Origin of the sequence: Sulfurospirillum diekertiae (genome assembly GCF_002162315.1) — a bacterium.
Lineage (GTDB): Bacteria > Campylobacterota > Campylobacteria > Campylobacterales > Sulfurospirillaceae > Sulfurospirillum.
The window spans coordinates 439,248-464,515 of sequence record NZ_CP021416.1 but is presented as its reverse complement, the minus strand read 5'-3'; the positions used below and the strand labels follow the sequence as shown (position 1 = coordinate 464,515).

The window sequence follows — 25,268 nt, the reverse complement described above, 5'->3', positions numbered from 1 at the left end:
TCCATTAGCTGTTTCTGTGCCTATCAAGCCATACCATAACGGCTTTTTGGGCATGAAGTCTGTTTTCCGCCTCATCAAAAATCTCATCAGCATGCGCTTCAAAGACACTCTCACTCACTTCATAATCACGGTACGCTGGCAAGCAGTGTAAAAACATCGCATCTTCTTCTGCCAAGCTCATCATCGCATCGTCCACCATGTAGCCTTGAAATGCCGCGACACGTGCTGCTTTTTCGCTCTCTTGGCCCATCGAAACCCATGTGTCCGTTGTCACAACGGTAGCACCTTTGATCGCCTCTTTAGGATCATTGCTTATAGTAATCACGGCCCCACTCTCTTTAGCAAAAGCAAGCGCATCTTCTAAAATTTTAGCATCGACTTCATATCCCTTAGGGGTAGCGATGCGAAGCTCAAAGCCCAGTTTGGAAGCAAGCATCAACCATGAATGGGTCATATTGTTGCCATCGCCAACGTACGCGACGATAGGGTTTTGATCTTTTTTATACTCTACCATCGTGAGGTAATCTGCCATCAGTTGAACCGGATGGTACGAATCACTCAACCCACTAATGACAGGCACACGTGAATACGCCGCAAACTCTTCTAAGGTACTTTGCGCAAAGGTTCTTATCATCACCATATCGACCATACGGCTAATAACACGCGCTGTGTCTTTCATCGGCTCACCACGTCCTAGTTGCAAGTCATTGGAAGAGAGGAACAGACCCACACCACCCAATTGATGAATACCCACTTCAAAACTGACACGCGTTCTGGTACTGCTTTTTTCAAAAATCATCCCTAAGGTTTGATTTTCAAGGTAAGGCTTATATTTGCCCTTTTTTCGCTTGTTTTTTAATTTTAATCGCCAAGTCAATGATCTCTAAAATCTCTGCCTTGCTATAATCTTTTAGTGTTAAAAAAATGTCTCATATTTGATACCTCCTTTTATTTGGGCAAAGCCCACATAAAATTCCCCGCACTAAAGCTTACGCCTTGCGTAGAATTTACTTTCTTCTTAAAATCTCAGCTACTTCTTTCGCGTGGTAACTGATGATAATATCAGCTCCAGCACGTTTAAATGCAATCATCGTCTCCATCATCACACGATCATAATCAATCACACCTGCACGTCCTGCTGCTTTTAGAAGCGCATACTCACCACTGACATTATAAACACATAATGGCAAAGAGGTTGCATTACGTACATCACGAACAATGTCAAGGTAAGCAAGGGCTGGTTTGACCATCAAGATGTCCGCACCTTGCATCTCATCTTCAACCGATTCGGCGATCGCTTCTCTTCTGTTGGCGGGGTCCATTTGGTAGGTTTTACGATCGCCAAAAGAGGGAGCAGACTCAGCCACATCACGGAATGGTCCATAATAGGCACTCGCAAATTTGGTTGAATAGCTCATAATGGGAAGATTAATAAACCCTTCACTATCAAGAGCCTCACGTAACGCTTCGATCATACCATCCATCATACCACTAGGTGCTATCATATCCGCACCAGCGTGCGCATGTACAAGGGCTTGTTTGGCTAAAATCTCTAAAGTTGCATCGTTGTCAACACTCTCGTGTTCCATATCTAATATACCACAATGTCCGTGATCGGTAAATTCGCAAAAACAGAGATCGGTTACGACAAACATCTTCGGATACGCTTTTTTAACCGCTTTAATTGCACTGGCAATAATGCCATGTTCACACAACGCATCACTTCCTACGCTGTCTTTTACCTCAGGAATACCAAATAAAATAATCGAGTTAATGCCAAGCTCTTGCAAAACACCACACTCTTTGACAATCTCATCAATGCTCATCTGATACACGCCGGGCATTGAGCTAATCTCTTTTTTAAACCCTTCGCCATTTTTGGCGAACAATGGATAAATAAAATCGTCCATACTAAGTGTTGTTTCGCGCACGAGTGAGCGAAGTGTTGCATTCATTCTAAGTCTTCTAAATCTTTTAAACATTTTTTTTGCCTTATCTTGGTTAAAATTAGACCTCGTTATAAAAAAGTAGTGATTTTAGCATAACTGGATATAAAAAGAAAATGAAAATAGAAATTTCCGAGATTGCGAACCTTCCTTCACGTTTTGGGACATTCAAAATCCAATCATTTAAAGAGGGCATTAAAGAGCATTTAGTCATTTTTAAAGAGCCTTTGGGTGAGATTCCGTTGGTGCGCGTTCACAGTGAATGTTTAACCGGGGACAGCATAGGAAGTCTTAAATGCGACTGTCGTGATCAGCTTGAATTCGCCCTTAAAACCGTCGAACAAAACGGTGGAATGGTCATTTATTTACGTCAAGAAGGCAGAAACATTGGGCTACTCAACAAAGTCAATGCCTATGCGCTTCAAGATAAAGGCTTTAATACCATCGAAGCCAATCATCAACTTGGTTTTTTAGATGATGAGCGCACTTATGAGATGGTGGAATTTATTTTGGACTATTTTAAGATCACAAAAATTAAGCTTTTAACCAACAATCCTAAAAAGATAGAGAGCTTAAAACATATCGACATTGTTGAGCGCATTCCTGTGATTATTCCTTCCAATAAATTTAATGCAGGTTATTTAAAAACCAAAAAAGAGCAGATGGGGCATCTTCTTTAGGAGAGACTATGATACGTAATGCTACGGTTAAAGATAGTGACAGTATTGTCGAACTGCTTACCCAACTTGGCTATGCCAATACCCACCCTTTTATTAAAGTGCGCATCGAGGAGCTCTTAGAAAACCCTGATGCCATGTTACTTTGCTACGAAGTTGAAGGCAAAGTCAGTGCCCTTCTGTCTTTACATGTCATTCCTCAAATCGCCCTTTTAGGCTCTTTTTTACGTATCAGTTATTTTATCGTGGATGAAACCATGCGCTCTCATCACATTGGAGCTGAACTTGAAGCCTATGCCTCACACATTGCCAAAGAGAGAGGATGCGATCGTATCGAAGTGCATTGCAATGAAAGACGCACAGAGGCGCACCGTTTTTACACACGTCAAGGCTACGTTGAATCCCCCAAATATTTTATCAAACAGATCACCCTTTAAAGGAGCTTTCATGTTAAAAGAGTTTCGTGATTTTTTGCTCAAAGGCAATGTCGTCGATATGGCGGTTGGTTTTATCTTTGGTGCCGCTTTTGCGACCATTGTCAAATCACTGGTTGCCAATGTGATTATGCCTCCCATTGGTCTACTCTTAGGCAATGTTGATTTCTCTTCCCTTTTCATTGCGCTGGATGGTAAAACCTATGCCTCATTAGCAGATTTGGAAAAAGCAGGGGCACCTGCCATGAAACTAGGTGTCTTTTTCAATGACTTAACCTCCTTTGTTATTTTAGGATTTGTCATGTTTATGATGATCAAGGGGTATGGAAAAATCGCGCCTAAAAAAGTACCTGATGCAATCACAAAAGCGTGCCCAGAGTGCGCGATGGCTATTCCTGTTGCGGCTAAAAAATGTCCTTATTGCGGAACGATACAAGCGTAAAAATATGTTTACATGTAAAGATTTTTAACTTAAAAAAAAATACTCTTGACTCTAAAGTAGATTTAATATAGAATGAGTACAAGCCTTAAGAATAGCTTAGATATCTCTTAAGGCTAAAGCTTATTTGAAAGGATTTAGTATGGCAATTGTATTACCCAATCTTCCTTATGCTAATGAGGCACTTGAACCTTATATTGGTGCAAAAACATTAGAAATCCATCATGGCAAACATCATCAAACCTATGTAACCAACCTCCTGAAATTGATTGAAGGAACCGACTTAGCCAATGAACCTCTTGAGGGTCTCATTTTAAAATCAGTTAACAATCCTGATCGTGTCGGTATCTTTAACAATGCCGCGCAAGTGTGGAATCATACCTTTTACTGGAACTCTATGAAACCCAAAGGAGGCGGAGTACCCAGTGGTGAAATTGCTGCTAAAATTAATGCTGCCTTTGGAAGTTACGACGCTTTTATTCAGGCGTTTAAAAATGCAGGACTTACACAATTTGGTAGTGGCTGGGCATGGCTCGTGGTTAAAAATGGTACTTTAGAGATCATGAAAACTGCCAATGCAGATACGCCCATTGCGCATGGCATTAAGCCAATTCTGACCGTTGATGTGTGGGAACATGCCTACTATCTGGATTATCAAAACAAACGTGCCGATTATTTAGATATTTTCTTTAATCATCTGATTAATTGGGATTTTGCAAACGCAAATTTGAAGTAATTTCCAACACCAAACTTAATTTAAAAGGAGTTCTATATGTTACGAAGAGATGCCCTTAAACTAGCCGCCATAGCAGCACTTGCAACCACGTATGCTTCGGCTTATGATGAAAAATTGATTGTCAACAAAAAGAAAATGGAAATCAAAGACCCTGCGAACATGACAGAGCTTGAACTCAAACATTCTCCTGAAATTAAAGTAGGTGCGGCAGACGCACAAGGATTTTCGTTGGTTGAAGTCAACATCGGACAAAAAGGGGTCATTCACCCAAGCGTTGATAACCATTGGATTTATGAAATCGAACTTTTAGCCGATGGTAAAAAAGTGGCAGATGTCTCACTTGAGCCAACAACATCAAGAGGTTTTCTTGCAGCACGTGTCAATACCAAAGATGTCAAAATACTCTCTGCCATATCTCGCTGTAATCTTCATGGCGAATATAGCGCTTCAATCAAACTTTAAGAAGAGCGAGCCCCAAAGGCTCACTCCTTTTCTATACTTTAAACTGCTTGAGTGTCTTTTCTAATTCATTCGCTCCATTAGAGAGAGATACAGAAACTTCTCCTACCTCATGACTTAATGTTTTATTGAGTGTTGTACCGTTTACAATACTGGCCATCAAACCGACCAGATTTTTAGTACGAGTGGCAACGTATGTTGTTTTATTGCGAACATCTGTTGACTTGATATACGTACTGGAAAGTTTTTCTTTCGTTCCTTCTACATGTAAAATAAGCTCTTTGGCTAATTGTGATGACCCAAGCATCTCTTCGGTCGTTTGTTTTGTGTCTTCTGCTATATCGTTCACACTTTGAGTAATGACATTCACATTCGCACTGATTTCCAAAAGACTCTTTTGTGTACGTTCGGCTAGTTTTCTCACTTCATCGGCGACGACGGCAAAACCACGTCCATGTTCACCCGCACGTGCTGCTTCTATGGCAGCGTTGAGGGCAAGAAGATTGGTTTGATCTGCAATATCACCAATAATGCTCAAAATTTCGCGAATACTGCGTGCCTGCTCGCTTAGTGTATGGACTTTTTGTGCTAAGTCATTTTGGCGTTCTGAACCATTTTCGATACTTTGCACAGACTGATTCAAACTTTGAATAAACTCGTCCAATGTATTGGCCGTAATGTGCAAATCATCCGTCGTTGCAATAGAAGCTTTTTCAATTCCATCTAATTCTATCCCAACATCTGAGACCAAAAGATTCATATCGACAATATTTTTTTCCTGCTGTTCAATGCTTTCACCTAAAGAGACAATGACATGGTCAAGCTTTTGACTTTGTGTATTGGTTACATCTAACGTTTGAAGCGTATGGGTTAAAGTTGTAGCAAAAGACGTCACCATGTTATTAATATCATCCGATATTTGAGCCAGCTCATCCGTTGTGTTTTTAAGAACGATATGCTTTGTCAAATCTTTCTCTTTCGCCATAGTGCTTATTTGAACATGGCTACTATACACACTTTCAATAATACCCTTTTGTGTAAAGAAAAGAATAGCAAGCAATACGATTCCAAATACTCCACTAATAAGAACCGATATGATCATCTCATTCGTAGCGTCATGATCAAGTTTTTGAATCAATTCACTACTACTTTTAGAAATACCATCATCAATTGTTTTCAAGATTTCTATCTTCTGTGTTATGGTATTAAACCACACTTGTGGATCTACACCAAAGTTGCCTTCATTCACTTTTGCTAAGGCAATAGAGCGAAATTTTTCGACTTCATGGATGGAATTATCGTTCATTTTTTGGGCAAAAAGTTGTTTAATATCATCCGTAGCAAAGGCTAAAAAAGCTTCTGTGTAGGCTATTTGTGATGACATCAGCCCATTCCATTTAGCAAAAGTGCCAGGCGCAAACGCATTGCTCGCAAACGTTCCACTCATAACCGCACGCTCAATACCCACAAGCTCTTTGAGTTTCAAAAAATGAGAATACGAAGAAAGCACTTTTACAAGCTCTGCCACCTCAGAAACTTTTGCCACACTGTCGGTTACATGTAAAATTTTTGTGTTCATCTTGGTATAAAAGGCAACGCTATCTTGCATACTGATTTTAAGACCATCCACTTGCGCTCGTATGGAAGAGATTTTACTAGCATCTTCTTGAAGCGAGGAGAGCTCTTTTTGCAACTCTTCTGGAAATTTCGAAAGATCTATTTGCACTACGTATTCTTTGAGTTTTACCAGACTCTCATCTGTTAGGACTCTCTGTTTTGGTAAAACATCACCAAATTTTTTACCCCCAGATCCTAGAAAACCTGCACTCATGCCCCTTTCTTTCTGGGTTTCATGAATAAAAAGACTCAGTTTTGTGGAAAGCGTATTGAGCGTCGCCGCCTCAGACAATTTCTTTTTTTGATGAAATGATTCATTCATAACTTGAAAAACATTCAAGAAAAGATAAGCCATCACTATCGCTAAAACAAAAAGAAGTTTTTTCTTAATACTCATAATTCCCCCTCTTTTGATTGTATTTACTCTACAAAAGTGTATCTATATTTCTTTATTAATAGGCTCTTAATGACATATACTGTATTATATTAAGAAACTATAACGTTACACCTTGACTAAAGTCATGACAAAAAGGTTACTTTATTATGATGAATACCCATTATGATCTTCCTCAATCTTTTTGGAGCAACGTTGAGATACTCATCGAACTTCTTTTAAAATACAACCTAACGCATAATATATCGGGTGCTAAAACAAAAGAAGCTGTTCTTAAAAATATTGACGATAGTATCTATCCATTACAATTTTTACATCTAAACGAGTTAAAGCATGCGATTGATATTGGGACAGGAGCTGGTTTTCCAGGATTATTACTTGCCCTTGCGCTACCACAGGTGCATTTTACACTTTTTGAGCCAATCGCGAAAAAAAGTGCTTTTTTGCATTTAGCCAAAACAACGCTTGAACTCAAAAATGTCGATATAGTTACACACAGAGTTGAAAAGGTTTCCCCTTTCAAAGTTGAGCTTATTAGTTCTCGCGCCGTAACTAACACTAAAATGTTAATCAAACTGTGCAAAGATTTTATTACTCCTGATACCACATTGCTTTTTTATAAAGGCGAATTGGTTGAAGAGGAGATCAAAGGGTTGCAAAATTGTCAGGTTTATCAACGTGACAAACGCTACTACTTAGTGATGAAGGATGTTGATGTTGCTTAAAATTGCTTTGTTTATTGCTGTTATTTTTTTAATCTATCTCTTTTTCTTTAAAAATAGCCGTAAAGAAGATATTCAAAAAAAATCTTCTAAAAAAGTTTTAGAAGGAGAAACGATGGTCGAATGCCAAGCGTGTTCAACTTTTATTAGCCACAAAGAGGCAATCATTAAAGATGGCCTTTTCTACTGCTCAAAAGAGTGTGCGAGGTTACCCTAATGTTACTCATTGGACATGAACTTATCCCGAGTACGCCTTTTTATCGTGTTGACTCGGTGGATCAGATTGCTAAAACACCTTCCAATGCAACCATACTGTTCAATTTTGATCCTACATTAATTGCATATTGCTCCACACAAAAGCTCTCGTTCGCTTTACATGTAAAGCAGATTAAAGAGCTTGTTTTAGCCAATGCATTAGGCGCTTCTTACTTTGTTGTCGATAAAACATTGGCACTTCATGCACAAAAAGTTGCAGATGACTACCTCTTTGAAGGCAAAGTGCTCCTGCTTAGTAACGATGACAATGATATTGAATTTGCGGCATCTCATACGATTGATGGAATTCTTTTCGAATCGGCTATTACGTCTTCATTGAGTTAATCACGATGCAAAAAAAACATTTTATTTTCTTAGCCTTTACCATTACGATACTTTACTGGGTTCTTGATTCTTATACCAATGCCTCATTGTACAACTCAGCATTGAGTGATGAGCTGTTCCTTATGACGTCCCATGGCCTTATTTTTGTTAAGCTTCTTACCGCAGGACTTTTGTTTATTTTAAGCCTCACACCTCTCTTTTTTAAATCAAATGCTTTTCAAAAAACCCAAAAAGAAGCTATCAATGAATTTGGTGAACTCCAACGTGTCGCTGATATTCTTTTTTCTTCGCTTTCTACCAAAATAAATGTGATCAAATCACTTGAAATTCTACAAGAGATTTTACACCTTGAATCAAGCCTACTTTTTATTTACAACAAAGAGTCTCTTACTCTTTACAACGAAAATGAGTTTATTAAAGCAACTTTCCGCTCAAAAGAGATTCTCCCTTTTCGTACGAATGCTTCAAGAAGTGCTGTTGAAGAGGTTGCTATTAGTTGCTTTATAGAAAAACGGGGCTTTTCACAGGACTCTGTTAAAGTTGATACGAAATCATTTACGCTCTTTAGTTTTATGCTCAAAGAAGATCGCAGTGAATTTCCTTTGGGCAATTTGATGCTTGCCTCTGATGACGCTCATTTTATTGAACATGCGATTCCAATGATTCAAAAATATGTACAAATGCTCACTTTTGCACTCTCTTTAGCAGCAAAAAAAGAGCTTTTACAAAGTATCAATACTCAATATTCGAGTGATACGATAAGCCATTTTGACAAAGTATTGAATATTATTAATTTTACAAAAGTACAAGAATATATTGAACATGAGTTTAAACGTCACAAACGTTACCATACCGAATTTACACTGGTTTTAATCGACATCACAATGCTTAAAAATCTCACTAAAATTTTCCCAGCCGAGGTTATTACAGCATTCAAAAAAGATTTTATTCAATTAGTCAAAAAAAATACCCGTGAAGTTGATATTTTGGGAAAATGGACAAACGATCAATTTGCACTACTGCTACCCGATGTTGACTTTCGAGCAGGTCAAAAAGTAGCCCAAAAACTTCAAGCCATTTTTGAAGAGACAAAGTTTGCTCGTGTTGGGAAAATAAGTTGCAGTTATGGTATTACATCCCTTGCACCTAAAGATACCATGGGTAGCTTTAAGGCAAGAGTAGAAGGGGCACTTGTAGCAGCCTCGCTCAAAGAGGGAAATGCCATTGAAGTCAAACTTCAAATGACACCAGATATTTAAATAATCACATGCTTTAATGCAGGATAGAGCTTTGTTATAATCTCATAACTAATCGTATTAAACTGTTCCGCCAAAGGATTTGCATCATCAAACATACAGACCTTTTGTGCGTCACCGCCTAAACAAAAACTGTCCATAGACATGCGACCTTTTGTAAAACTTCCATCGGCCATTTTTACTGGCTTAAAGCCATCAAAACGGAAAAAACCATCCCCATAGCCAATATCATACGTTGAAATAATTTCATCTTCGTGTGCTTCATAAACACTACCATATCCAACACGCTCGCCTTTTTTAAGCACACGGGTACTGAGTTTTTCAGCCCAAAGAGAAAGAACCGGTTTCAGATCGTAGGTTGCTATTAAAGGATTGAGCGTTGTATAACCATACATCGCAATACCTGGACGTGCATAGTCATCATCGCCTAAAGAGTATGTACGAAGTAGCCCTGCAGAGTTACAGCAATGAAAAGCAATATGTGGCAAACTATAATGAGCCTCTAAAGCTTTAATACGTTTTTTACCTCGCTCAAAATTAGCTCGTTGCCAGAAAAATTCACTACTGAATTCATCTGCGCCTCTAAAATGTGTAAAAACACCTTTTAGTTGCAATTTTTTGGCATGAATAAGCGCCAATGCCTCTTCAATTTGTTCTTCTTTAATACCATTACGGTGCATGCCTGTATCAAGGCTTAAATGAATCGAAGTTCCCGTAGGAAGCGCTTGAAGCGCTTCCAAAGAGTGTGCTGCAAGCGAAATAGAAGGAGAGAGTTTACGAGAGGTAGGATGATCGACTAATACCAAAACTTCTTCAAAAAGATCAGCAATAGACTCCGCCTCTTCAATATTTTTTACGGCAGCGCGAAGAAGACCATACTCAGAAGCCAGTTCTGCCATAAGCCTTAAATCATGCCCATAGGCGTTATCTTTCAAAACCGCCATGAGCTTTGTTTTGCCCCCAGCCCTTGCACTTAAAAGATCAAGATTATGAAAAAAGTGCGCTTTGTTAATTGTAATAAATGCCATTTTAGTTACGCTTTCACCTCAAAATTACGGATGACAAACCCACGAATTTTGCGGGCTTGATAATCCAGTTTATAAAAATGCTCATATACTGCTTTTGCATCCAAGGTTGGATGGTTGGAAAAATCAAAGGCAATTCCTTTGCTGTCTTTGGGGACATTTGCATCGATATATGCCATAAAGGCATCCCTTGCTTCGATAAGTTTAGCAAGTTCTTTCGTAATGTCTATTTCATTTTCATTCACGTTCTATCCTTATTTTTCAGCCAGAACCTGCATTTTATCGCCAACAAGTTCTATGTAAAGCTCTTTATCACCCTTAGAGGCAAATGAAGGGCTTTTGTAGGTTTGCAAAAATGAAATTTTATAAAGCTTCCGATCATCAATGGTTGGATAAGGTACAACACTCATATTTTCAAAGAGAATCATTTTGTTCTCTTTGCGTGAGAAAATCTGTTTTTTCATATTTGAAAATTGTACTTTTCCTGATCCATCTGATTTTTTGAAATCATTGGAGTAAAAATTTAAATACGCATTAATATCATTGACTTTCCAAGCACGTTGCCATTTGTAGACTTCACTTAAAATCGTTGCAATTTGTTCACGTGTCATTTTAGGAACTTTAGATTCCCCGATAATGACAACGGCACTTTGTGCATTAATTTCAGTGTCAAGGTTTAAAATGGCGTTATTTTCCATTACCACACACCCTTTACTTAAATCATCTCTGTCTTTACCATCGATTGGCATACCATGTATCCAGATACCATCGCCACTTTTATTTCTTAAGACATCAAAAAGGTTTGGGTATGAAAGTGCAAACGCAAGTGGTCCGTAAAATTGATTGGTTGGTTTAAAGCGTTTCGTGATTTCATACACACCCACAGGTGTTTTAAGATCGCCTCGTTTAACTTTATCGCCACTTTTACCCATAATAACATCATCATGACCACGAACAAGTTTTAAACCATCCTCTTCGATATGGAAAATCTCACAACGTTTTTTCTCTTTTTCACAGACAATAAGCGATTCAACATCTTCATAGTAACCGTAACTTACATCCATATTTTTGAGATGTCTTAACCAATAATCACGAGAAACTGACTCTTTTTCAGTCGGTGTTTTAGGTTTGGCAAGAAGTCTTTGTCCCAATTTAACCGTTGGTTCTTTAATAACCTCTCTATCTTTAACAAGCTCTTTCTCTTTTTTAGCCTCTTTTACCGGTACTTCTTTAACCTCTTTGGATTCAAACTCTTTTTTAAGAAAATCCTCAACAGCGTTAATGCCTTTAGTTTTGTAAATTTTATAAATATCTTCAGCCGTTGCCGCATACAAAGCAAGTGCAAAAAGAGATAAAAAGACCAGATAGCGCATACATCCCCTCTTAAATAGACTTTAACCCCAAACGAGTATTAGCCTAATACAATTTTTGGAGGCTATTCTATAAAAAAATGACTTAAGAGCTCCTCTTTTGACGAATATAAATTGATTTTCTTTTTTTACGTAAGTTTTAAAAATCTTTGGCTATCATGAATTTATCTAACTTCAACGAAAGATGCGCCCATGTCATTAGAACTTATTTTAGCTTCTTCACTCGTCGCTCTACTGGTCATTCTTCTTCCCACACTTTTTTTACTCAGCCAAAAGCTGGGACCCATCAATACAGGCAATAAAGCCAAAAACAGTCTGTATGAAAGTGGCATCAGTTCACCTATTGGAACAAGTGAAAGCCGCTTTAGCGCTAAGTTTTATTTGGTCGCTATTTTGTTTGTTCTTTTTGATGTCGAAATTATCTTTATGTTTCCATGGGCAGTCAATGTACGAGAACTCAGCCTTTTTGGACTTTTTGAGATGTTTACCTTTATAGGGCTTCTTCTTTTTGGACTTATTTACATTTATCGTATCAAGGCACTTTCATGGCAGTAGGCGCAGAAGCAATCTTTGGCGAAAGCCTCATTACCACTAAACTGGATAGTGCCATTTCTTGGGCGAGAGAATCCTCTATGTGGCCTTATATTTTTGGAACAGCGTGTTGTGCTATTGAATTTATGAGTGTTGCCAGTAGTAAATACGACATCTCTCGTTTTGGGGCAGAAGTTGTTCGATTTTCCCCTCGTCAAGCGGATCTACTCATTATTGCAGGAACCGTCAGTTACAAACAAGCACCGATTTTAAAAAAGATTTACGATCAAATGAGCGAGCCAAAATGGGTCATCAGTGCGGGAGCTTGTGCCTGCAGTGGCGGTTTTTACGACAATTACACGACCCTTCAAGGTATCGACAGCATCATTCCTGTAGATGTCTATGTCGCAGGTTGCCCTCCTCGTCCAGAGGCTTTTTTAGATGCCCTTTTGGAAATTCAAAAAATACAGGCCTCTCAAAGCTTGCTAGAAGATCGTGCCAAACGCGTCTTTAAAGGAGCACTGGATGCCTAAATTTTTTAAAGAAACATTGGCAGATTCTTATACGATTGATGCTTATGGAGCGTTTATCCTTGATAAAGCGCTTATTGTACAAGCATTACACATTCTTAAAGAGAAAGATCATTATACTTTTTTAGTCGATATGACCGCCATAGATTATTTACATGTAAAGAATCAACCAGAGCGTTTCGCCATTGTCTATCTTTTACGTGATCAAAATTTTAAAAACCTCATCACCCTTAAAACCTACATCGATAGTTCACTTGCAACACAAAGTATTACCTCTTTGTTTAAAAGTGCAAACTGGGCAGAACGTGAAATCTGGGATCAATATGGCATTCATTTTAAAAACCACCCTAACCTCAAGCGCATTTTAAATCACAAAGAATTCAAAGGGCATCCTTTACGGAAAGACTACCCTATTACACAAGGACAATTGTGTCATCAAAGTGATGATTTGATGGATGAAATGACGCCCTGTTTGAAAACTAAAGGCTTCACGCCACAAGATGAACTGATGTTTTTAAACTTAGGTCCTGCACACCCCGCAAGTCATGGAACGATTCGCACCTTTGTAGCACTCGATGGTGAAAATATCACCTGTGCTGTGAGTGAGATTGGTTACTTACACCGTGGTTTTGAAAAATCATGTGAAAATCATACGTATAACCAAATCATTCCCTATACCGACAGACTTAATTACTGCTCCGCTATTTTAAATAACATCGCTTACGCTCATGCGGTTGAAGGTATTTTAGGTGTTGATCTGCCAGAACGTGCTAAGTTTATTCGTGTTATCGTCGGTGAACTTTCACGCATCATCGACCACTTAGTCTGCTTAGCCGCAATTTTAGTTGATATGGGAGCCCTTACCAACTACTGGTATCTCTACAATCCACGTGAAAAAGTGTATGACCTTCTCTCCAAGCTGACAGGAGCACGTCTTACGAACTCTTACATGCGCATTGGTGGAATGAGCCACGACTTGTATGACGGTTTTGAAAATGACCTGAATGTTTGTCTTAAAGAGATCGAACAAGGGGTTACAGAAGCACTGAAACTCATTGAACACAACCGTATTTTTCATGATCGCACTCAAAATGTTGGTATTATCACTAAAGAAGATGCAATCAATCGAGGACTCACTGGTCCCAATCTCAGAGCCAGTGGTGTTGCCTACGACCTTCGTGTCACAGCTCCTTATTATCACTATGAGACCTTTGATTTTGACATCGCTCTTGGCAGTGTTGGAGACGTGTATGACCGCATGATGGTACGTTTTGAAGAGATCAAGCAAAGTACGCGCATTATCAACCAAGCCATGCAACGACTTCCTAAAGGTGCTATTTGTGTGCCAGATCATGCTATCTCTTTGCCTCCGAAAAAAGAAGTCTATAACAATATTGAAGGCTTAATGAACCAGTTTAAGCTCATTTATGAAGGCGTTAAAGTACCTGCTTCTGAGTATTACCGAGCGATCGAAGGAGCCAATGGAGAACTCGGTTTTTTCATTGTCAGCGATGGCAGTGGCACACCCTATAAAATCAAAGTCCGACCTCCCTGCTTTTATGCAATGGCAGCGTATCCACGCATCATTGAAGGGAGCATGATTGCAGATGCCGTTTTAACCTTAGGAAGTCTTAATATCATTGCAGGGGAGCTAGATCGATGAATACGTTTGCATTCAATCACGCAAATGAGGAAAAATTTAGTGCCCTCTTAGAGCGTTATCCCGATAAAAGCTCCTTGATGCTCCCCTCTTTATGGATGGTTCAGTACCAAGAAGGGTGGATCAGTTTAGATGCGATGCAATACGTTGCTAAAAAACTTGAATGTTCCGCAATGGAGGTCTACTCTGTTGCCTCTTTTTATACCATGTTCAACCTCCAACCTATTGGAACATACCATTTACAACTGTGCAAAACCCTCTCCTGTATGCTTGCAGGTTCTAAAACGTTGCAAGAACATTTGCAAGAACGCCTTGGCATACGAGCTGGTGAAACAAGTAAGGATGGCAAATTTACCCTCTCTTTAGTCGAGTGTTTAGGCTCATGTGGTACAAGCCCATGTATGCGTCTTAACGATGACTACATCGAAAATCTTACCGTTGAGAAACTCGATGCACTCTTGGAGGAACTCTCAAAATGATGATTAAATTAGTCAGTAAAAATTTTGATATTCCCGAAGCATACACCCTGAATGTCGCTAGAGAAAATGGCAGATACGCCTCTTTAGAGAGACTCTTTAAAATGAGCCCCGATGAAGTCATGACAGAAGTCGAAAAAAGTGGACTTCGTGGCAAAGGTGGTGGGGGAGCGCATACCGGTGAGAAATGGAGACTGATCCCAAAAAACAGTGACAAACCTATTTACTTGGTCATAAATGCCGATGAGGGAGAACCCGGAACCTTTAAAGACCGCCAGATTTTAGAGTTTGACCCGCATCTACTTATTGAAGGCATCATTTGCTCAAGTTATGCCATTGGTGCGCATCATGCGTATGTTTATATTCGTGGTGAGTACGTCTTTTGGATGAACCGTTTGCAAGAAGCCATTGATGAAGCATATGAGGCAGGCATTTTGGGAGAGAACATTCTAGGGCATAATTATGCTTTACATGTAACGATTCATAAAGGGGCTGGGGCGTACATCTGTGGTGAGAAAACCGCTCTTTTAGAGTCTTTGGAAGGCAAGCGCGGTCACCCTAGACTTAAGCCCAAAGGTAAAGAGCCTGAGTGGTTTTTTGGTAATCCTACGGTGGTGAACAATGTTGAAACCATCGCAAGCGTTCCCTACATCATCAACGAAGGCTATGGCGCGTACCAGATGTATGGCACCAAAGAATCTCCTGGCACAATGCTCTTTGGCATCAGTGGTCACGTAGAGCGCCCAGGGGTCTATGAATTGCCGTATGGGACTTCAATGAAAGAGGTCATTTACGATCTGTGTGGCGGTCTTAAAAATGGCAAGAAACTCAAAGCTGTTATTCCCGGTGGATCCTCAGTACAAATTTTAAAAGCCGATGAGATTGAAGATATAACGCTCGATTACGAAAGCCTCAAAGCCCATGGCTCAGCTTTAGGCACGGGCGGAATAATCGTGATGGATGAAGATGTCAGCATCCCAGAAGTGATGAAAAATCTTTTTGAGTTTTACCACCACGAATCCTGCGGACAATGCACACCTTGTCGTGAAGGTACTGGCTGGGTCGATCGTATTTTAGCCAAAATTTTGGCTGGAAAAGGAAGCAAAGAAGACTTCAACACTATTCTTGATGCGTGCGATATGCTCAATGGTAAAACCATCTGTGTTTTTGCACCATCGGTAGCCTTTATTGCGCAGAGTTATCTTAAAAAATTTCGTGAAGAGTTTGAGGCGCTACTCCATTAAAATACCCCTTGCTTTTGATAATATTAAGCTAATTATTGTTACGCTTGTATTCATGTAACATGGTTCATTCATTTGTAAAAGATGAATCTGAGCCTCTTGGATAGGGGACATACGGATGCTTTTTAAACGCATAACAATAATTTTATTTTGTTTCAGTTCCTTCTTCTTAGTCGCTGCAGAAAACGCTCCTTACACGTTTGGGGTTCTGGCTCAGCGAAATGCGCTCTTAACAGCACAATATTGGAACCCTATTTTAACCTACGTCTCATCTAAAAGTGGTGTTCCTCTGATTTTAAAAGTTGCGCGTACGGCACCTGAGTCAAATTTAGCAATCCAAAAAGGTTCCTACGACTTTGTTTACTCCAACACCATCTTTAGCCCCAAAATGGCTGAGGCAAATTATCAAGTCATTTTACGACCAAGAGACCGAGCGATCACGGGACAGATTGTCACTTTAGCTGATTCCTCATTGTATACGCTTCAGGATATTGCTGGTAAAGAAGTAGGATTCCCTTCTCTAACAGCTTTTATCGGATATGCCGTTCCTATGGACTATTTGCAACATCAGAGTATTAACGTTAATCCTGTTTTTGGCGGCAACCAAGAGGGCATTATGGCACAACTCAAAGTAGGAAAAGTAATGGTTGCTGCTGTTAACAATCAAGTGATGAGTGCTTATGCCCGTCGTGAAAATATATCGTACCGTGTTTTATGGGAATCTGAAAAATTTCTCAATATTCCCATATCCGTTCATCCTCGCATACCCAAAGATGCCGTTCAAGCGATTCAAAATGCTTTCGTGCAAATGAACAGTGACCCAGAAGGCTTAAAAATTCTTGAAGCTTCTGCTAAACTCATTGCACAAGATTCACCCCTTGGTTTTATAAACTCTTCTGCTAAAGAATACCAAAGTTACCGTGATTTCTATGCTCATTCATTCATAAAGAAGAAGCCATGAAAAGAATTTTCATCTCTATATGGGCTCATTTATCTTTTGCCCATCGTATCTTTATAGCAATCAGTTTCTCGCTTCTTTTTTGCAGGGGGACTTATCTTAATTATGTTAACTAAGCAAGATGCACAAGATGCTCTTCATGATTTAGAGATGCAAAAAGAACAAACGTTAAAAATGCTTCCTATCTTCTTATCAGAAGCAATCGTCATTGGCGATTATGAAACTATCCAACAACAACTTAATGGCTACATCACTTCTCCTTATGTACAAAACATTGTATTTTACGATGCAACAGGAAAATCGCTTCAAAGTAGTGATACAGAAGAGCCCAAAGATGCTCCTCAATGGTTTGAAACCCTGTTTGGACTTTACGATAGTTATGGTCAAACCCACATTTCAGTAGGGGGAATTGACTATGGCTCCATTGCAGTAAGACTTAGTATCCAAAGTTTTAGCAATCGTATATGGAATGATTTTAGAGTCCATTTTGGCGTTATGTTTGCCATTATTCTTTTAGATTTTCTAGGGCTTTGGCTAACACTTTACCGTAGTTTAGAACAACTAAGTGCCCTAGAACAATCAACGATAGACCTTGGTAATGGCTATTTTGCACCCATTCAACTGCAAGGAGGACTCAGGGAAACAGCAAAAGTTGTGAATGCTTTTAATCTTATGATTCAAAAAGTCAAGACAACTCAAGTTGAACTGCAAGAGACTTCTAATGAAATGAAACAGAGAAAGCATTGGATCGAGACAATTCTGAACTCTTTAGATGAAGGTGTTTATGCTATTGATTCAAATGGAACTATTTTACTGGCCAACGCTAAGGCGTGCTCTATTCTTGGTTATACCGAAGAAGAGTTGATTGGACAACAAGCACATAGACTTTTCCACTCGCACACTCTTAATGGAGATATTATCCCTCTAGAGGAATGCCCTATTTATAAAGCTCTTGTAACCAAAAGTGCTTGGAAAGATGATACAGAATATTTTACATGTAAAGATTCTCGAATGATCCCAGTGGAAATTTTTGGCAATAGTATTGTTCATGAAGATCAAGCACTCGGCATGGTTTTTGCCTTTAGAAATATCGAAGAGAGAAAAGCACTGGAAGAAAAGATGAAACTTTTATCAACTGCTTTAGAAGCGACAACCAATGCTGTGATCATCACCAATAAAGATGCCATTATTGAATGGGTCAGTAAAGGTTTTGAAGAAATTACAGGCTATCATTTAGGGGAAGCCCTTGGTCGCACACCTCATGAGCTTGTTGGCTCAGGAAAGCAAGAAAAAATATTTTATACCCATATGTGGGAAACTATTCTTTCCAATCAACCATGGCACGGAGAAGTGATCAATAAACGAAAAAATGGGCAACTGTACTATGAATCATTACAGATTACCCCTGTTAGTGATGATCATGGAAATATTACACATTTTATTGCGATTAAGGAGGACATCAGTGACCGTAAACGTACTGAAGAAGAGATGGAACATCTTGCTTTTTATGACCCATTAACCGACCTTCCTAACAGAAGATTGCTTATGGATAGAATTGAGCGAGCTATTGTTAGTGCGAAACGTTATCAAACCTTTGGCGCTATTTTCTTTTTAGATTTAGATTATTTCAAACGTATCAATGATGAGTTAGGACATGATGTAGGAGATTTACTGCTTCAAGATATGGCAAGAAGGCTTAAAGACTCTTTACGACAAGGCGATAGTATCGCAAGGCTCGGTGGTGATGAGTTTGTTATCCTACTCGAAGACCTCGGTGATACGAAAATATTTGCAACTCAATACATGAAAGCTTTGGCACAAAAAGTTCAAGATGCCTTTATTGATCCTTTTATCTATAATGAAAAAAGTTATTCTCTGAGCATCTCTTTAGGCGGAATACTCTTTACAGGAACACAAGATGCTAAGATTATTCTCAAAAATGCTGATAGTGCCTTGTATGAAGCCAAACAAACAGGGCGTCATAAAAGCTGCTTTTACAATGAGACCAAATAATGAATTACTTGATAAACAACGACATATACGATAGTCTTGCCGTATCGATTAAGAAGTCAACACCTGGGAAATAGGCAATGAAGGTATTGCCAATTCCTCCCCAAATAACCGCTATCGCAATCACACCAATGGTAATGGGTGTAATGCCACTGAGCGTTGGAATTTGAGCACCATCTTTCTCGCATGCTGGGTAAAAGTACATGAGTGCAATGAGTTTGAAATAGTAGTAGATAGAAATGAATGTGGCGATGATGCCGCAAACTGCTAAGAAAGTATAACCTGCTTCAATCGCCCCCGTAAAGATGTAAAACTTACCGACAAATCCGATGGTGCTTGGAATGCCTGCAAGGGAAAGCATAAAAATGCTAAGCATTGCCGCCATATAAGGATGCACATGCGCAAAGCCTCTAAAATCTTCATACGTTACACGCACATGCTCATCGGCGGCAATATACGAGATCAGCCCAAATGCACCCATCGCGGAAAGGAAATACGCAACAAGATAGAAAATAATGGACGAAGATGCACTCTCCCCTGCGTAGCCAATGGAGACAAAGGCAATAAGCAGATATCCTGTATGAACAATACTCGAAGCGGCAAGCATTCGCTTCAAGCTTTCTTGAATGATGGCTAAAAATGTTCCGTAAAGCAACGTCGCTAAAATAACCACCACAAAGAGCGTATCCCACATTTCACGAATAGGATCAAGGTCAATGAGCATCAAACGAAGTACAAAGCCAAAAATAGCGACTTTAAACGTTGCCGCCATAAACGCTGTGACAGGCAGAGGCGAGCCATCATACACATCAATCGTCCAATTTTGAAACGGAAATGCGGAAATTTTAAACAAAAATGTCACTAAAATAAAGGTACCACCAATGACAATAAGTGAAACATCTTTACCCATCAACCCATCGAGCGCTTTTCCAAGATCGCCTAAAATGGTTGTACCAAGCCCTGCGTAAATCAGCACAGAGCCTAAGAGAAAAAATGCGCCAGAGATAGAGCCAAGCACCAAGTATTGGTAACTGGCTTCCACTCGTTTGTCATGTATCTTTTGAAAGCCTATCATGACATAAAGAGAAAGTGAGGCAATTTCAAGTGCAATAAACGCTGTTATAAGCTCATTCGCATGCACAAGGAGCATCATGCCAAAGACAGAAAAAAGAAAAAGGGAAAAGAACTCTTTTTTAAAATGACGCTTCGCTTGGAAATAGTGCGTTCCAATCAAAGAAGTTACCAATGCACCACTGAGGATAAGTGCATCAAAATAGACCGAATAGCTATCGACAATCAGCATTTTAGAAAAAATATCTTGCAGTGGAAAAGCGGTAAAGAGATCTCCAAAATAGTATAGATCAGTGCTCAATGCCACAAGTAAAATGAGAAAAGTAAAGAGTGAAAAACGCTCCATCGAAAATCGTTCAAGCGGAGAGAGAAGCATCAACACAACGGCTCCACTTGCAATGATAATCAAGGGCAAAAGATAACTCAGTTCTATCCAATGCATCACTTGACTCCTACATGTAAAATATCGATGAGATAGTGCTGCAACGTCGGCTCAATTTTATATAAAAAAGAGATCGGGGTAAACGCCCATCGCAAGAATCAGTACCGCTAAAGGCGCCAGTCCTAGAATTTCATGAAGTCTTAAATCTTTCATATTGGAGACATCGTTATCACTTTTAACCAAAACGGCCTTTTGAAACACCCAAAACATATAACTTGCTGCAACTAAAACGGTAAGAGCCGAGAGCATACCTAAATAAGGATTGTAATGAAAAATACCCAGCACGATCAAAAGCTCGGCGACAAAGCCATTTGTTCCTGGAATTCCCACTGTACAAAAGAGCATAATCGCAAAAAAGAGTGTAAACCAAGGGGCTTTGGTCGCAATGCCACCCAACCCATTTAAGGAGCGAATGCCCAAATGTCGCTCCATCACACCGACAAGCAAGAAAAGTCCACCGGTTGCAATGGCGTGGGCTACGATCAAAAAGGCACTTCCCATCATACCTTGAATATTGAGCGCAAACACTCCCGCGGTAATCAACCCTAAGTGCGAAGCTGACGAGTAAGCAAACATCTTTTTGATATTGAGCTGACTGATTGCGGCGATACCAAAATAGACCAATCCAAAAATGCCAAGGGCTACAAAATAGATGGAAAATTCAACAAATAAATCAGGGAAAAGTGGCATCATAAAGCGTACCAGCGCATACACGCCTAATTTTGCCATGATGGAAGAGAGCAAAAAGACACCACCGGTTGGCGAATTTGAATAGGTTTGCAATAACCATGAATGAAAAGGAAAAAGCGGAATTTTAATCGCAAAAGCAAGCATAAAGCCAAAAAAGAGAAGTATTTTTTGCTCACGTGCGAGGGTGCTGATATTGACTAAATCAGAGAGAGCGAAACTCCATACTCCAAATTCATAGTAATGCGCCACACCCAAATAGAGAATGCTCACAAACATAAAAAGTGAACCCATAATGGTGTAAATCGTGATTTTCAGCGTTGAAAAGACGCGATTGCCCGAGCCAAACAGTCCGATAATCATAAACACTGGCAATAACATCGCTTCCCAAAAAAAGTAGAATAAAAATAGATCGAGCGAGAAGAGTGTTCCACTCACACCCGCTTGGATGAAAAGCATGTTAATCCAGTAACTTTTGGAGCGAGAATTATTCCACAAAAGAAGATACGCACTGGGAATCAGTGTTGCAATCAGCATCAAAATAATCAGTGAAAAACCATCTATACCTACACTGTACGTAATACCATAACTTTTAATCCAGACATAACTCTCTTTAAACTGAAGTGCTCCGGTCAGGTCAAAATGAGTATACACATAGAGTGCCAATGCAAAAATGCAGAGCGATACGCCAAAAGCAACATTGCGTGTAGCGCGAGAATGCAAAGGCACTACCATCAATATCAAAGCAGTTAGCATTGGTAAAAAAATAATAATTGAAAGAATTCCTATGCTCATCATCTACCCTAATGTAAAGATCAAATAGCACGATGCCGCACTAATGCCAAGCATCATGATCAGTGCGTAAAAACGCACATTCGCATTTTGAACAACACCAACTACATTTCCCAATTTAATAAATCCATGACTGAGTCCCATAATGAAACGATCAACCAGATTGACATCCAAGTTAACAGCAATAAATTCACTCAATTTTTGGATGGAGCGAACAAAGAGCAGATTGTAAAGTTCATCCACATAAAATTTATTGTACACAATCCCTTGCGTCGCCTCTTTGTGTTTTGAAAGATCATAAAAACGGAATTTTTTATAGGCGATACCTATACCCAAAAGGGAAACAGCGATGTTGAGGCCTAGCAGCATCCACTCCGTTTCATGGCTTACATGTAAAGCTCTACTTCCCCATTCACCCAACCACATCCCGATAAGATGGCTTCCACCTAAAAGGGAAGGTAAACCCATAAAACCAGCGAAAAGTGAGCCAAACGCTAACACAACTAAAGGGGCTTTCATCACCCAAGAGACATCATGGGGATGGTTTACATGTAAAGCATTTTTACCCTCAAAAACAACAAAAAAGAGTCGGAACATGTAGTAAGCAGTCAAAACAGCGCTACACACTGCAATGCCCCAAATAAGATACTCCCCACTCGCAAAAGCTGTCAATAAAATCTCATCTTTACTAAAAAATCCAGCAAAAGGCGGAATACCACTGATTGCTAATGTTGCCATCAACATCGTGATATAAACCACTGGTGTGACTCGCTTCATCCCACCCATCTTGAAAATATTTTGCTCATGATGTAGTGCAATAATGACAGCGCCCGCCCCCATAAAGAGAAGTGCTTTGAAAAAAGCATGGGTAAAGACATGGAAAAGTGCACTGCTATACGCACCCAGCCCAACGGCAATAAACATATAGCCGAGTTGCGACATCGTTGAATATGCCAGTATTTTTTTAATATCGCTCTGCTTCGTTGCAATGACTGCGGCAAACAGGGCACTAAAGGCACCAATATACGCGATAAAAAGTCCGACATGAGGGATTAATTCATACAAAAAGGAGAAGCGCGCTACCATGTAAACACCCGCTGTAACCATTGTTGCCGCATGAATCAGTGCCGAAACAGGGGTTGGACCTGCCATCGCATCAGGCAACCAGACGTAGAGTGGAATTTGAGCAGACTTGCCCATGGCACCGATAAAAAGGGCAATACCTACGACTTGAAGCAACCACACCGGCATGGTGGCTACTTTGTCCGCAATGCTCGCGTAATCAAATCCAGCCTCGCCACAGTAAAAAAAGAGAATCGCCAAACCGATTAAAAAGCCAAGATCCCCTACTCGGTTGACGATAAAGGCTTTATTACCCGCAACGACATTGGAGTTATCCAGAAAGTAAAAACTAATCAACAAATACGAACAAAGGCCTACCCCTTCCCACCCAATAAACATAATGAGAGGACCATCGGCAAGGACAAGCAGAAGCATCGAGCTTAGAAAAAGATTGAAGTAAAAGAAAAATTTACCATAGCCCTCATCTTCACGCATATACGATGTCGCGTAAAGATGAATCAACCAACCCACAAACGTAATAAAAAGTACCATAAAGAGTGAAAGTTTATCGCCTAAAAATCCCATATAGATATTATGTCCACCCACACCTAACCACAAATAGGGTTGAAAATGGAGTGCAACATCGTCCTTAGCAACAGACAGAAAGGAAACTACACCCAAAACAAAACTTGCACACGGCGCTAACAGCGCAGGAAGGGTAAACCAAAGGTTAGCAAGTCTCTTTTGTGTAATGGAATAGAGGTATAAAAAACCAATCAGCACCGAAGAGAGCAAAGGAATAAGAACGATTAGTGCAAGCAAAAGACTCATGCGACCTCCTTTTGCGACAAGGTTCTAAACAGATCGGAATCCAGAGATTTTTTACGACGATACAACACTACAATCAGCGATAAAAAAACTCCCGCTTCGGCGGCGGCAATGGCGATCACCATCATTGCCATCACTTGCCCACCCATATCGTGATGATAATGGCTCAGAGCGACAAACATCAGGTTAATTGCATTAAGCATCAGTTCGATTGACATGTATATCACAAAGATATTTTTGCGGCTAATGACACCTAAAAGACCGATGGAAAAAAGGATCATGGCAACAAAGATATATGCAAAAAGCGTATGAGCGATCATGCTTCGTCCTTTCGACCCAAAACAACCGCACCAATCAGTGCTACGAGGAGCAAAATAGAGATCAATTCAAACGGCAAGAGCCAGTGGGTAAAAAGCTCCATGCCAAGGGGTATTATCTTGCCAAAATCACTTGCAACTGGGTTTACATGTAAAGGCATTTTATAAAAAGCACGCAAAATCAAAAAATTCAGCGGTAAAAGTGCAAGCGAACCTAGAAAAAGTGTCATAGCTTTATTGGGTTCTTTCGGTAAATTGGCTTCTTTGACATTTAAAAACATAATGATGAAAATAAAAAGTGTGAGAATCGCTCCTGCATAGATGATAATTTGTACCATAAAAAGGAATGAAGCACTCAGAAGCGCAAAGAGTCCTGCTAACGCCATAATAGTTAAGATAAGACTGAGCGCACTGTGCACCGGTTGATGAAAACTCACCATGCCCACAGCACCTAAAATAGCAAAGGAACTTAGGAGTAAAAAGAGAATATCCATCATTGCTTTTTCTCCACATTGGCTAAAAGTTGCTCTTTGGTCAGTACAAACTCTTCGCGTTTTTTGCCAATAAAACTAAAGATACCACTGTCCATACGAATCGCATCACACGGGCACGCTTCCACACATGCGCCGCAAAAGACGCATTCTAAAAGGTCAATATCAAAGCGTTTGGGCATCTTCTCATCGACGCCATCTGTTCGCTCTTCCGCTTCAATAAAAATACACTCTGCAGGGCACGCTGTTGCACACATAAAACAGGCAACACAGCGCACACTGCCATCGTCTCGTTTGGTTAGGCGATGCACCCCACGATAGCGCTCGCTAATGTCATGCGGTAGCTCTTCAGGGTAGTTGATGGTTTGAATCTTTGGATGATCACTTAAGTTGGTAATAAAATGTGAAAGGGTTGTTTTCATACCACCAAAAATGGCAGGGATATACAGCTTCTCTTTAAACGTATTGCCGTGGCGTGTAACGATTTTGATGCCCAT

At 39.8% G+C, this 25,268-nt stretch carries 27 protein-coding genes and 1 pseudogene; 16 read left to right on the top strand and 12 right to left on the bottom strand.

Translation table 11 applies throughout. From position 1 onward, the window contains the following. Positions 1–4: 4 nt before the first annotated feature. Together argF and hemB are read right to left on the bottom strand one after the other, a co-directional pair. Positions 5–926 (bottom strand): annotated as a pseudogene (argF, locus tag Sdiek1_RS02415) (ornithine carbamoyltransferase). Positions 927–1,007: 81 nt separating this feature from the next. Then, positions 1,008–1,982: a porphobilinogen synthase gene (hemB, locus tag Sdiek1_RS02410; protein WP_087437732.1), complete on the bottom strand. Its 975-nt coding sequence runs from the start codon at positions 1,980–1,982 to the stop codon at positions 1,008–1,010. Positions 1,983–2,062: 80 nt separating this feature from the next. Between hemB and ribA the strand changes: the two genes are divergently transcribed. From ribA to Sdiek1_RS02385, 5 genes are all read left to right on the top strand, one after another. Beyond that, positions 2,063–2,626, top strand: coding sequence for a GTP cyclohydrolase II (gene ribA, locus Sdiek1_RS02405; RefSeq protein ID WP_087437731.1), 564 nt, complete (start codon positions 2,063–2,065; stop codon positions 2,624–2,626). 8 nt (positions 2,627–2,634) lie between these two features. Next, a complete protein-coding gene (locus Sdiek1_RS02400) occupies positions 2,635–3,060 on the top strand; it encodes a GNAT family N-acetyltransferase (RefSeq protein WP_087437730.1) in 426 nt (141 codons plus the stop codon). A gap of 10 nt (positions 3,061–3,070) precedes the next feature. After that, positions 3,071–3,499 (top strand): large conductance mechanosensitive channel protein MscL, encoded by a 429-nt coding sequence (gene mscL, locus Sdiek1_RS02395; protein WP_087437729.1) that lies wholly within the window; start codon positions 3,071–3,073, stop codon positions 3,497–3,499. Between the two features lie 139 nt (positions 3,500–3,638). Further along, on the top strand, positions 3,639–4,232 hold the full coding sequence (locus Sdiek1_RS02390; RefSeq protein ID WP_087437728.1) for a superoxide dismutase: 594 nt from the start codon (positions 3,639–3,641) through the stop codon (positions 4,230–4,232). A 36-nt stretch (positions 4,233–4,268) separates the two neighbouring features. Continuing rightward, positions 4,269–4,694: a desulfoferrodoxin family protein gene (locus Sdiek1_RS02385; protein WP_087437727.1), complete on the top strand. Its 426-nt coding sequence runs from the start codon at positions 4,269–4,271 to the stop codon at positions 4,692–4,694. Between the two features lie 31 nt (positions 4,695–4,725). Here the strand turns inward: Sdiek1_RS02385 and Sdiek1_RS15385 are convergent, their stop codons facing one another. Beyond that, positions 4,726–6,705 carry a methyl-accepting chemotaxis protein gene (locus Sdiek1_RS15385; protein ID WP_087437726.1) on the bottom strand — a complete coding sequence of 660 codons (1,980 nt, stop codon included), beginning with the start codon at positions 6,703–6,705 and terminating at the stop codon, positions 4,726–4,728. A gap of 146 nt (positions 6,706–6,851) precedes the next feature. Between Sdiek1_RS15385 and rsmG the strand changes: the two genes are divergently transcribed. The 4 genes from rsmG to Sdiek1_RS02360 are packed head-to-tail and all read left to right on the top strand — an operon-like array spanning position 6,852 to position 9,283. Then, positions 6,852–7,427 carry a 16S rRNA (guanine(527)-N(7))-methyltransferase RsmG gene (gene rsmG, locus Sdiek1_RS02375; protein ID WP_238099108.1) on the top strand — a complete coding sequence of 192 codons (576 nt, stop codon included), beginning with the start codon at positions 6,852–6,854 and terminating at the stop codon, positions 7,425–7,427. Beyond that, positions 7,417–7,641: a PP0621 family protein gene (locus tag Sdiek1_RS02370; protein WP_087437725.1), complete on the top strand. Its 225-nt coding sequence runs from the start codon at positions 7,417–7,419 to the stop codon at positions 7,639–7,641. Before rsmG ends, Sdiek1_RS02370 begins: the two co-directional genes overlap by 11 nt. Beyond that, positions 7,641–8,024 (top strand): hypothetical protein, encoded by a 384-nt coding sequence (locus Sdiek1_RS02365; protein WP_087437724.1) that lies wholly within the window; start codon positions 7,641–7,643, stop codon positions 8,022–8,024. The genes Sdiek1_RS02370 and Sdiek1_RS02365 overlap by 1 nt, the downstream gene beginning before the upstream one ends. Before the next feature lie 5 nt (positions 8,025–8,029). Next, positions 8,030–9,283, top strand: coding sequence for a GGDEF domain-containing protein (locus Sdiek1_RS02360; RefSeq protein ID WP_087437723.1), 1,254 nt, complete (start codon positions 8,030–8,032; stop codon positions 9,281–9,283). On the opposite strand, the gene Sdiek1_RS02355 is transcribed toward Sdiek1_RS02360, so the two are convergent. The 3 genes from Sdiek1_RS02355 to Sdiek1_RS02345 are packed head-to-tail and all read right to left on the bottom strand — an operon-like array spanning position 9,280 to position 11,678. Next, on the bottom strand, positions 9,280–10,308 hold the full coding sequence (locus Sdiek1_RS02355) for an alanine racemase (protein WP_087437722.1): 1,029 nt from the start codon (positions 10,306–10,308) through the stop codon (positions 9,280–9,282). The genes Sdiek1_RS02360 and Sdiek1_RS02355 overlap by 4 nt on opposite strands. Before the next feature lie 5 nt (positions 10,309–10,313). Continuing rightward, complete coding sequence (locus tag Sdiek1_RS02350; protein WP_087437721.1) at positions 10,314–10,550, bottom strand: hypothetical protein; 237 nt, start codon at positions 10,548–10,550, stop codon at positions 10,314–10,316. A gap of 9 nt (positions 10,551–10,559) precedes the next feature. Beyond that, complete coding sequence (locus Sdiek1_RS02345; RefSeq protein ID WP_087437720.1) at positions 10,560–11,678, bottom strand: L,D-transpeptidase family protein; 1,119 nt, start codon at positions 11,676–11,678, stop codon at positions 10,560–10,562. A 189-nt stretch (positions 11,679–11,867) separates the two neighbouring features. Here Sdiek1_RS02345 and Sdiek1_RS02340 point away from each other — a divergent pair, with 189 nt between their 5' ends. The 7 genes from Sdiek1_RS02340 (at position 11,868) to Sdiek1_RS02310 (ending at position 19,084) form a co-directional block, all read left to right on the top strand. Further along, positions 11,868–12,230, top strand: coding sequence for an NADH-quinone oxidoreductase subunit A (locus Sdiek1_RS02340; protein ID WP_087437719.1), 363 nt, complete (start codon positions 11,868–11,870; stop codon positions 12,228–12,230). Beyond that, positions 12,221–12,739 carry an NADH-quinone oxidoreductase subunit B gene (locus tag Sdiek1_RS02335; RefSeq protein WP_087437718.1) on the top strand — a complete coding sequence of 173 codons (519 nt, stop codon included), beginning with the start codon at positions 12,221–12,223 and terminating at the stop codon, positions 12,737–12,739. Before Sdiek1_RS02340 ends, Sdiek1_RS02335 begins: the two co-directional genes overlap by 10 nt. Next, positions 12,732–14,399, top strand: coding sequence for an NADH dehydrogenase (quinone) subunit D (gene nuoD, locus Sdiek1_RS02330; protein ID WP_087437717.1), 1,668 nt, complete (start codon positions 12,732–12,734; stop codon positions 14,397–14,399). Before Sdiek1_RS02335 ends, nuoD begins: the two co-directional genes overlap by 8 nt. After that, entirely contained in the window at positions 14,396–14,875 is a 480-nt protein-coding gene (locus tag Sdiek1_RS02325) for an NADH-quinone oxidoreductase subunit NuoE family protein (RefSeq protein ID WP_087437716.1), read from the top strand. The genes nuoD and Sdiek1_RS02325 overlap by 4 nt, the downstream gene beginning before the upstream one ends. After that, positions 14,872–16,116, top strand: a complete 1,245-nt coding sequence (nuoF, locus tag Sdiek1_RS02320; protein ID WP_087437715.1) for an NADH-quinone oxidoreductase subunit NuoF — start codon at positions 14,872–14,874, stop codon at positions 16,114–16,116. Before Sdiek1_RS02325 ends, nuoF begins: the two co-directional genes overlap by 4 nt. Before the next feature lie 115 nt (positions 16,117–16,231). Then, positions 16,232–17,074 carry a phosphate/phosphite/phosphonate ABC transporter substrate-binding protein gene (locus tag Sdiek1_RS02315; protein ID WP_087437714.1) on the top strand — a complete coding sequence of 281 codons (843 nt, stop codon included), beginning with the start codon at positions 16,232–16,234 and terminating at the stop codon, positions 17,072–17,074. Between the two features lie 102 nt (positions 17,075–17,176). Continuing rightward, the gene (locus Sdiek1_RS02310) at positions 17,177–19,084 is read left to right on the top strand and encodes a diguanylate cyclase domain-containing protein (RefSeq protein WP_087437713.1); all 1,908 of its coding nucleotides are present in this window, start codon (positions 17,177–17,179) and stop codon (positions 19,082–19,084) included. A gap of 4 nt (positions 19,085–19,088) precedes the next feature. Here the strand turns inward: Sdiek1_RS02310 and Sdiek1_RS02305 are convergent, their stop codons facing one another. Genes Sdiek1_RS02305 through Sdiek1_RS02280 form a run of 6 tightly spaced genes read right to left on the bottom strand, consistent with a single transcriptional unit; the run spans position 19,089 to position 25,268 of the window. Beyond that, on the bottom strand, positions 19,089–20,594 hold the full coding sequence (locus Sdiek1_RS02305; protein ID WP_087437712.1) for an NADH-quinone oxidoreductase subunit N: 1,506 nt from the start codon (positions 20,592–20,594) through the stop codon (positions 19,089–19,091). A gap of 57 nt (positions 20,595–20,651) precedes the next feature. Further along, a complete protein-coding gene (locus Sdiek1_RS02300; RefSeq protein ID WP_238099106.1) occupies positions 20,652–22,076 on the bottom strand; it encodes a complex I subunit 4 family protein in 1,425 nt (474 codons plus the stop codon). 3 nt (positions 22,077–22,079) lie between these two features. Beyond that, entirely contained in the window at positions 22,080–23,966 is a 1,887-nt protein-coding gene (gene nuoL / locus Sdiek1_RS02295) for an NADH-quinone oxidoreductase subunit L (RefSeq protein WP_087437711.1), read from the bottom strand. Then, on the bottom strand, positions 23,963–24,283 hold the full coding sequence (nuoK, locus tag Sdiek1_RS02290; protein ID WP_087437710.1) for an NADH-quinone oxidoreductase subunit NuoK: 321 nt from the start codon (positions 24,281–24,283) through the stop codon (positions 23,963–23,965). The genes nuoL and nuoK overlap by 4 nt, the downstream gene beginning before the upstream one ends. Next, a complete protein-coding gene (locus tag Sdiek1_RS02285; protein ID WP_087437709.1) occupies positions 24,280–24,777 on the bottom strand; it encodes an NADH-quinone oxidoreductase subunit J in 498 nt (165 codons plus the stop codon). The genes nuoK and Sdiek1_RS02285 overlap by 4 nt, the downstream gene beginning before the upstream one ends. Next, positions 24,774–25,268, bottom strand: a complete 495-nt coding sequence (locus Sdiek1_RS02280; protein WP_087437708.1) for a NuoI/complex I 23 kDa subunit family protein — start codon at positions 25,266–25,268, stop codon at positions 24,774–24,776. Before Sdiek1_RS02280 ends, Sdiek1_RS02285 begins: the two co-directional genes overlap by 4 nt.

Excerpts from the sequence above, each read along its gene's own strand:
- mscL (WP_087437729.1), top strand. The coding sequence starts at position 3,071 with ATGTTAAAAGAGTTTCGTGATTTTTTGCTCAAAGGCAATGTCGTCGAT.
- Sdiek1_RS02360 (WP_087437723.1), top strand. The coding sequence starts at position 8,030 with ATGCAAAAAAAACATTTTATTTTCTTAGCCTTTACCATTACGATACTT.
- Sdiek1_RS02335 (WP_087437718.1), top strand. The coding sequence starts at position 12,221 with ATGGCAGTAGGCGCAGAAGCAATCTTTGGCGAAAGCCTCATTACCACT.
- Sdiek1_RS02345 (WP_087437720.1), bottom strand. The coding sequence starts at position 11,678 with ATGCGCTATCTGGTCTTTTTATCTCTTTTTGCACTTGCTTTGTATGCG.
- Sdiek1_RS02310 (WP_087437713.1), top strand. The coding sequence starts at position 17,177 with ATGTTAACTAAGCAAGATGCACAAGATGCTCTTCATGATTTAGAGATG.
- Sdiek1_RS02355 (WP_087437722.1), bottom strand. The coding sequence starts at position 10,308 with ATGGCATTTATTACAATTAACAAAGCGCACTTTTTTCATAATCTTGAT.
- nuoF (WP_087437715.1), top strand. The coding sequence starts at position 14,872 with ATGATGATTAAATTAGTCAGTAAAAATTTTGATATTCCCGAAGCATAC.
- Sdiek1_RS02370 (WP_087437725.1), top strand. The coding sequence starts at position 7,417 with ATGTTGCTTAAAATTGCTTTGTTTATTGCTGTTATTTTTTTAATCTAT.
- hemB (WP_087437732.1), bottom strand. The coding sequence starts at position 1,982 with ATGTTTAAAAGATTTAGAAGACTTAGAATGAATGCAACACTTCGCTCA.
- nuoL (WP_087437711.1), bottom strand. The coding sequence starts at position 23,966 with ATGAGTCTTTTGCTTGCACTAATCGTTCTTATTCCTTTGCTCTCTTCG.
- nuoK (WP_087437710.1), bottom strand. The coding sequence starts at position 24,283 with ATGATCGCTCATACGCTTTTTGCATATATCTTTGTTGCCATGATCCTT.
- Sdiek1_RS02390 (WP_087437728.1), top strand. The coding sequence starts at position 3,639 with ATGGCAATTGTATTACCCAATCTTCCTTATGCTAATGAGGCACTTGAA.
- ribA (WP_087437731.1), top strand. The coding sequence starts at position 2,063 with ATGAAAATAGAAATTTCCGAGATTGCGAACCTTCCTTCACGTTTTGGG.
- rsmG (WP_238099108.1), top strand. The coding sequence starts at position 6,852 with ATGATGAATACCCATTATGATCTTCCTCAATCTTTTTGGAGCAACGTT.
- Sdiek1_RS02385 (WP_087437727.1), top strand. The coding sequence starts at position 4,269 with ATGTTACGAAGAGATGCCCTTAAACTAGCCGCCATAGCAGCACTTGCA.
- nuoD (WP_087437717.1), top strand. The coding sequence starts at position 12,732 with ATGCCTAAATTTTTTAAAGAAACATTGGCAGATTCTTATACGATTGAT.
- Sdiek1_RS15385 (WP_087437726.1), bottom strand. The coding sequence starts at position 6,705 with ATGAGTATTAAGAAAAAACTTCTTTTTGTTTTAGCGATAGTGATGGCT.
- Sdiek1_RS02315 (WP_087437714.1), top strand. The coding sequence starts at position 16,232 with ATGCTTTTTAAACGCATAACAATAATTTTATTTTGTTTCAGTTCCTTC.
- Sdiek1_RS02305 (WP_087437712.1), bottom strand. The coding sequence starts at position 20,594 with ATGCATTGGATAGAACTGAGTTATCTTTTGCCCTTGATTATCATTGCA.
- Sdiek1_RS02280 (WP_087437708.1), bottom strand. The coding sequence starts at position 25,268 with ATGGGCATCAAAATCGTTACACGCCACGGCAATACGTTTAAAGAGAAG.
- Sdiek1_RS02285 (WP_087437709.1), bottom strand. The coding sequence starts at position 24,777 with ATGATGGATATTCTCTTTTTACTCCTAAGTTCCTTTGCTATTTTAGGT.
- Sdiek1_RS02340 (WP_087437719.1), top strand. The coding sequence starts at position 11,868 with ATGTCATTAGAACTTATTTTAGCTTCTTCACTCGTCGCTCTACTGGTC.
- Sdiek1_RS02365 (WP_087437724.1), top strand. The coding sequence starts at position 7,641 with ATGTTACTCATTGGACATGAACTTATCCCGAGTACGCCTTTTTATCGT.
- Sdiek1_RS02300 (WP_238099106.1), bottom strand. The coding sequence starts at position 22,076 with ATGAGCATAGGAATTCTTTCAATTATTATTTTTTTACCAATGCTAACT.
- Sdiek1_RS02325 (WP_087437716.1), top strand. The coding sequence starts at position 14,396 with ATGAATACGTTTGCATTCAATCACGCAAATGAGGAAAAATTTAGTGCC.
- Sdiek1_RS02400 (WP_087437730.1), top strand. The coding sequence starts at position 2,635 with ATGATACGTAATGCTACGGTTAAAGATAGTGACAGTATTGTCGAACTG.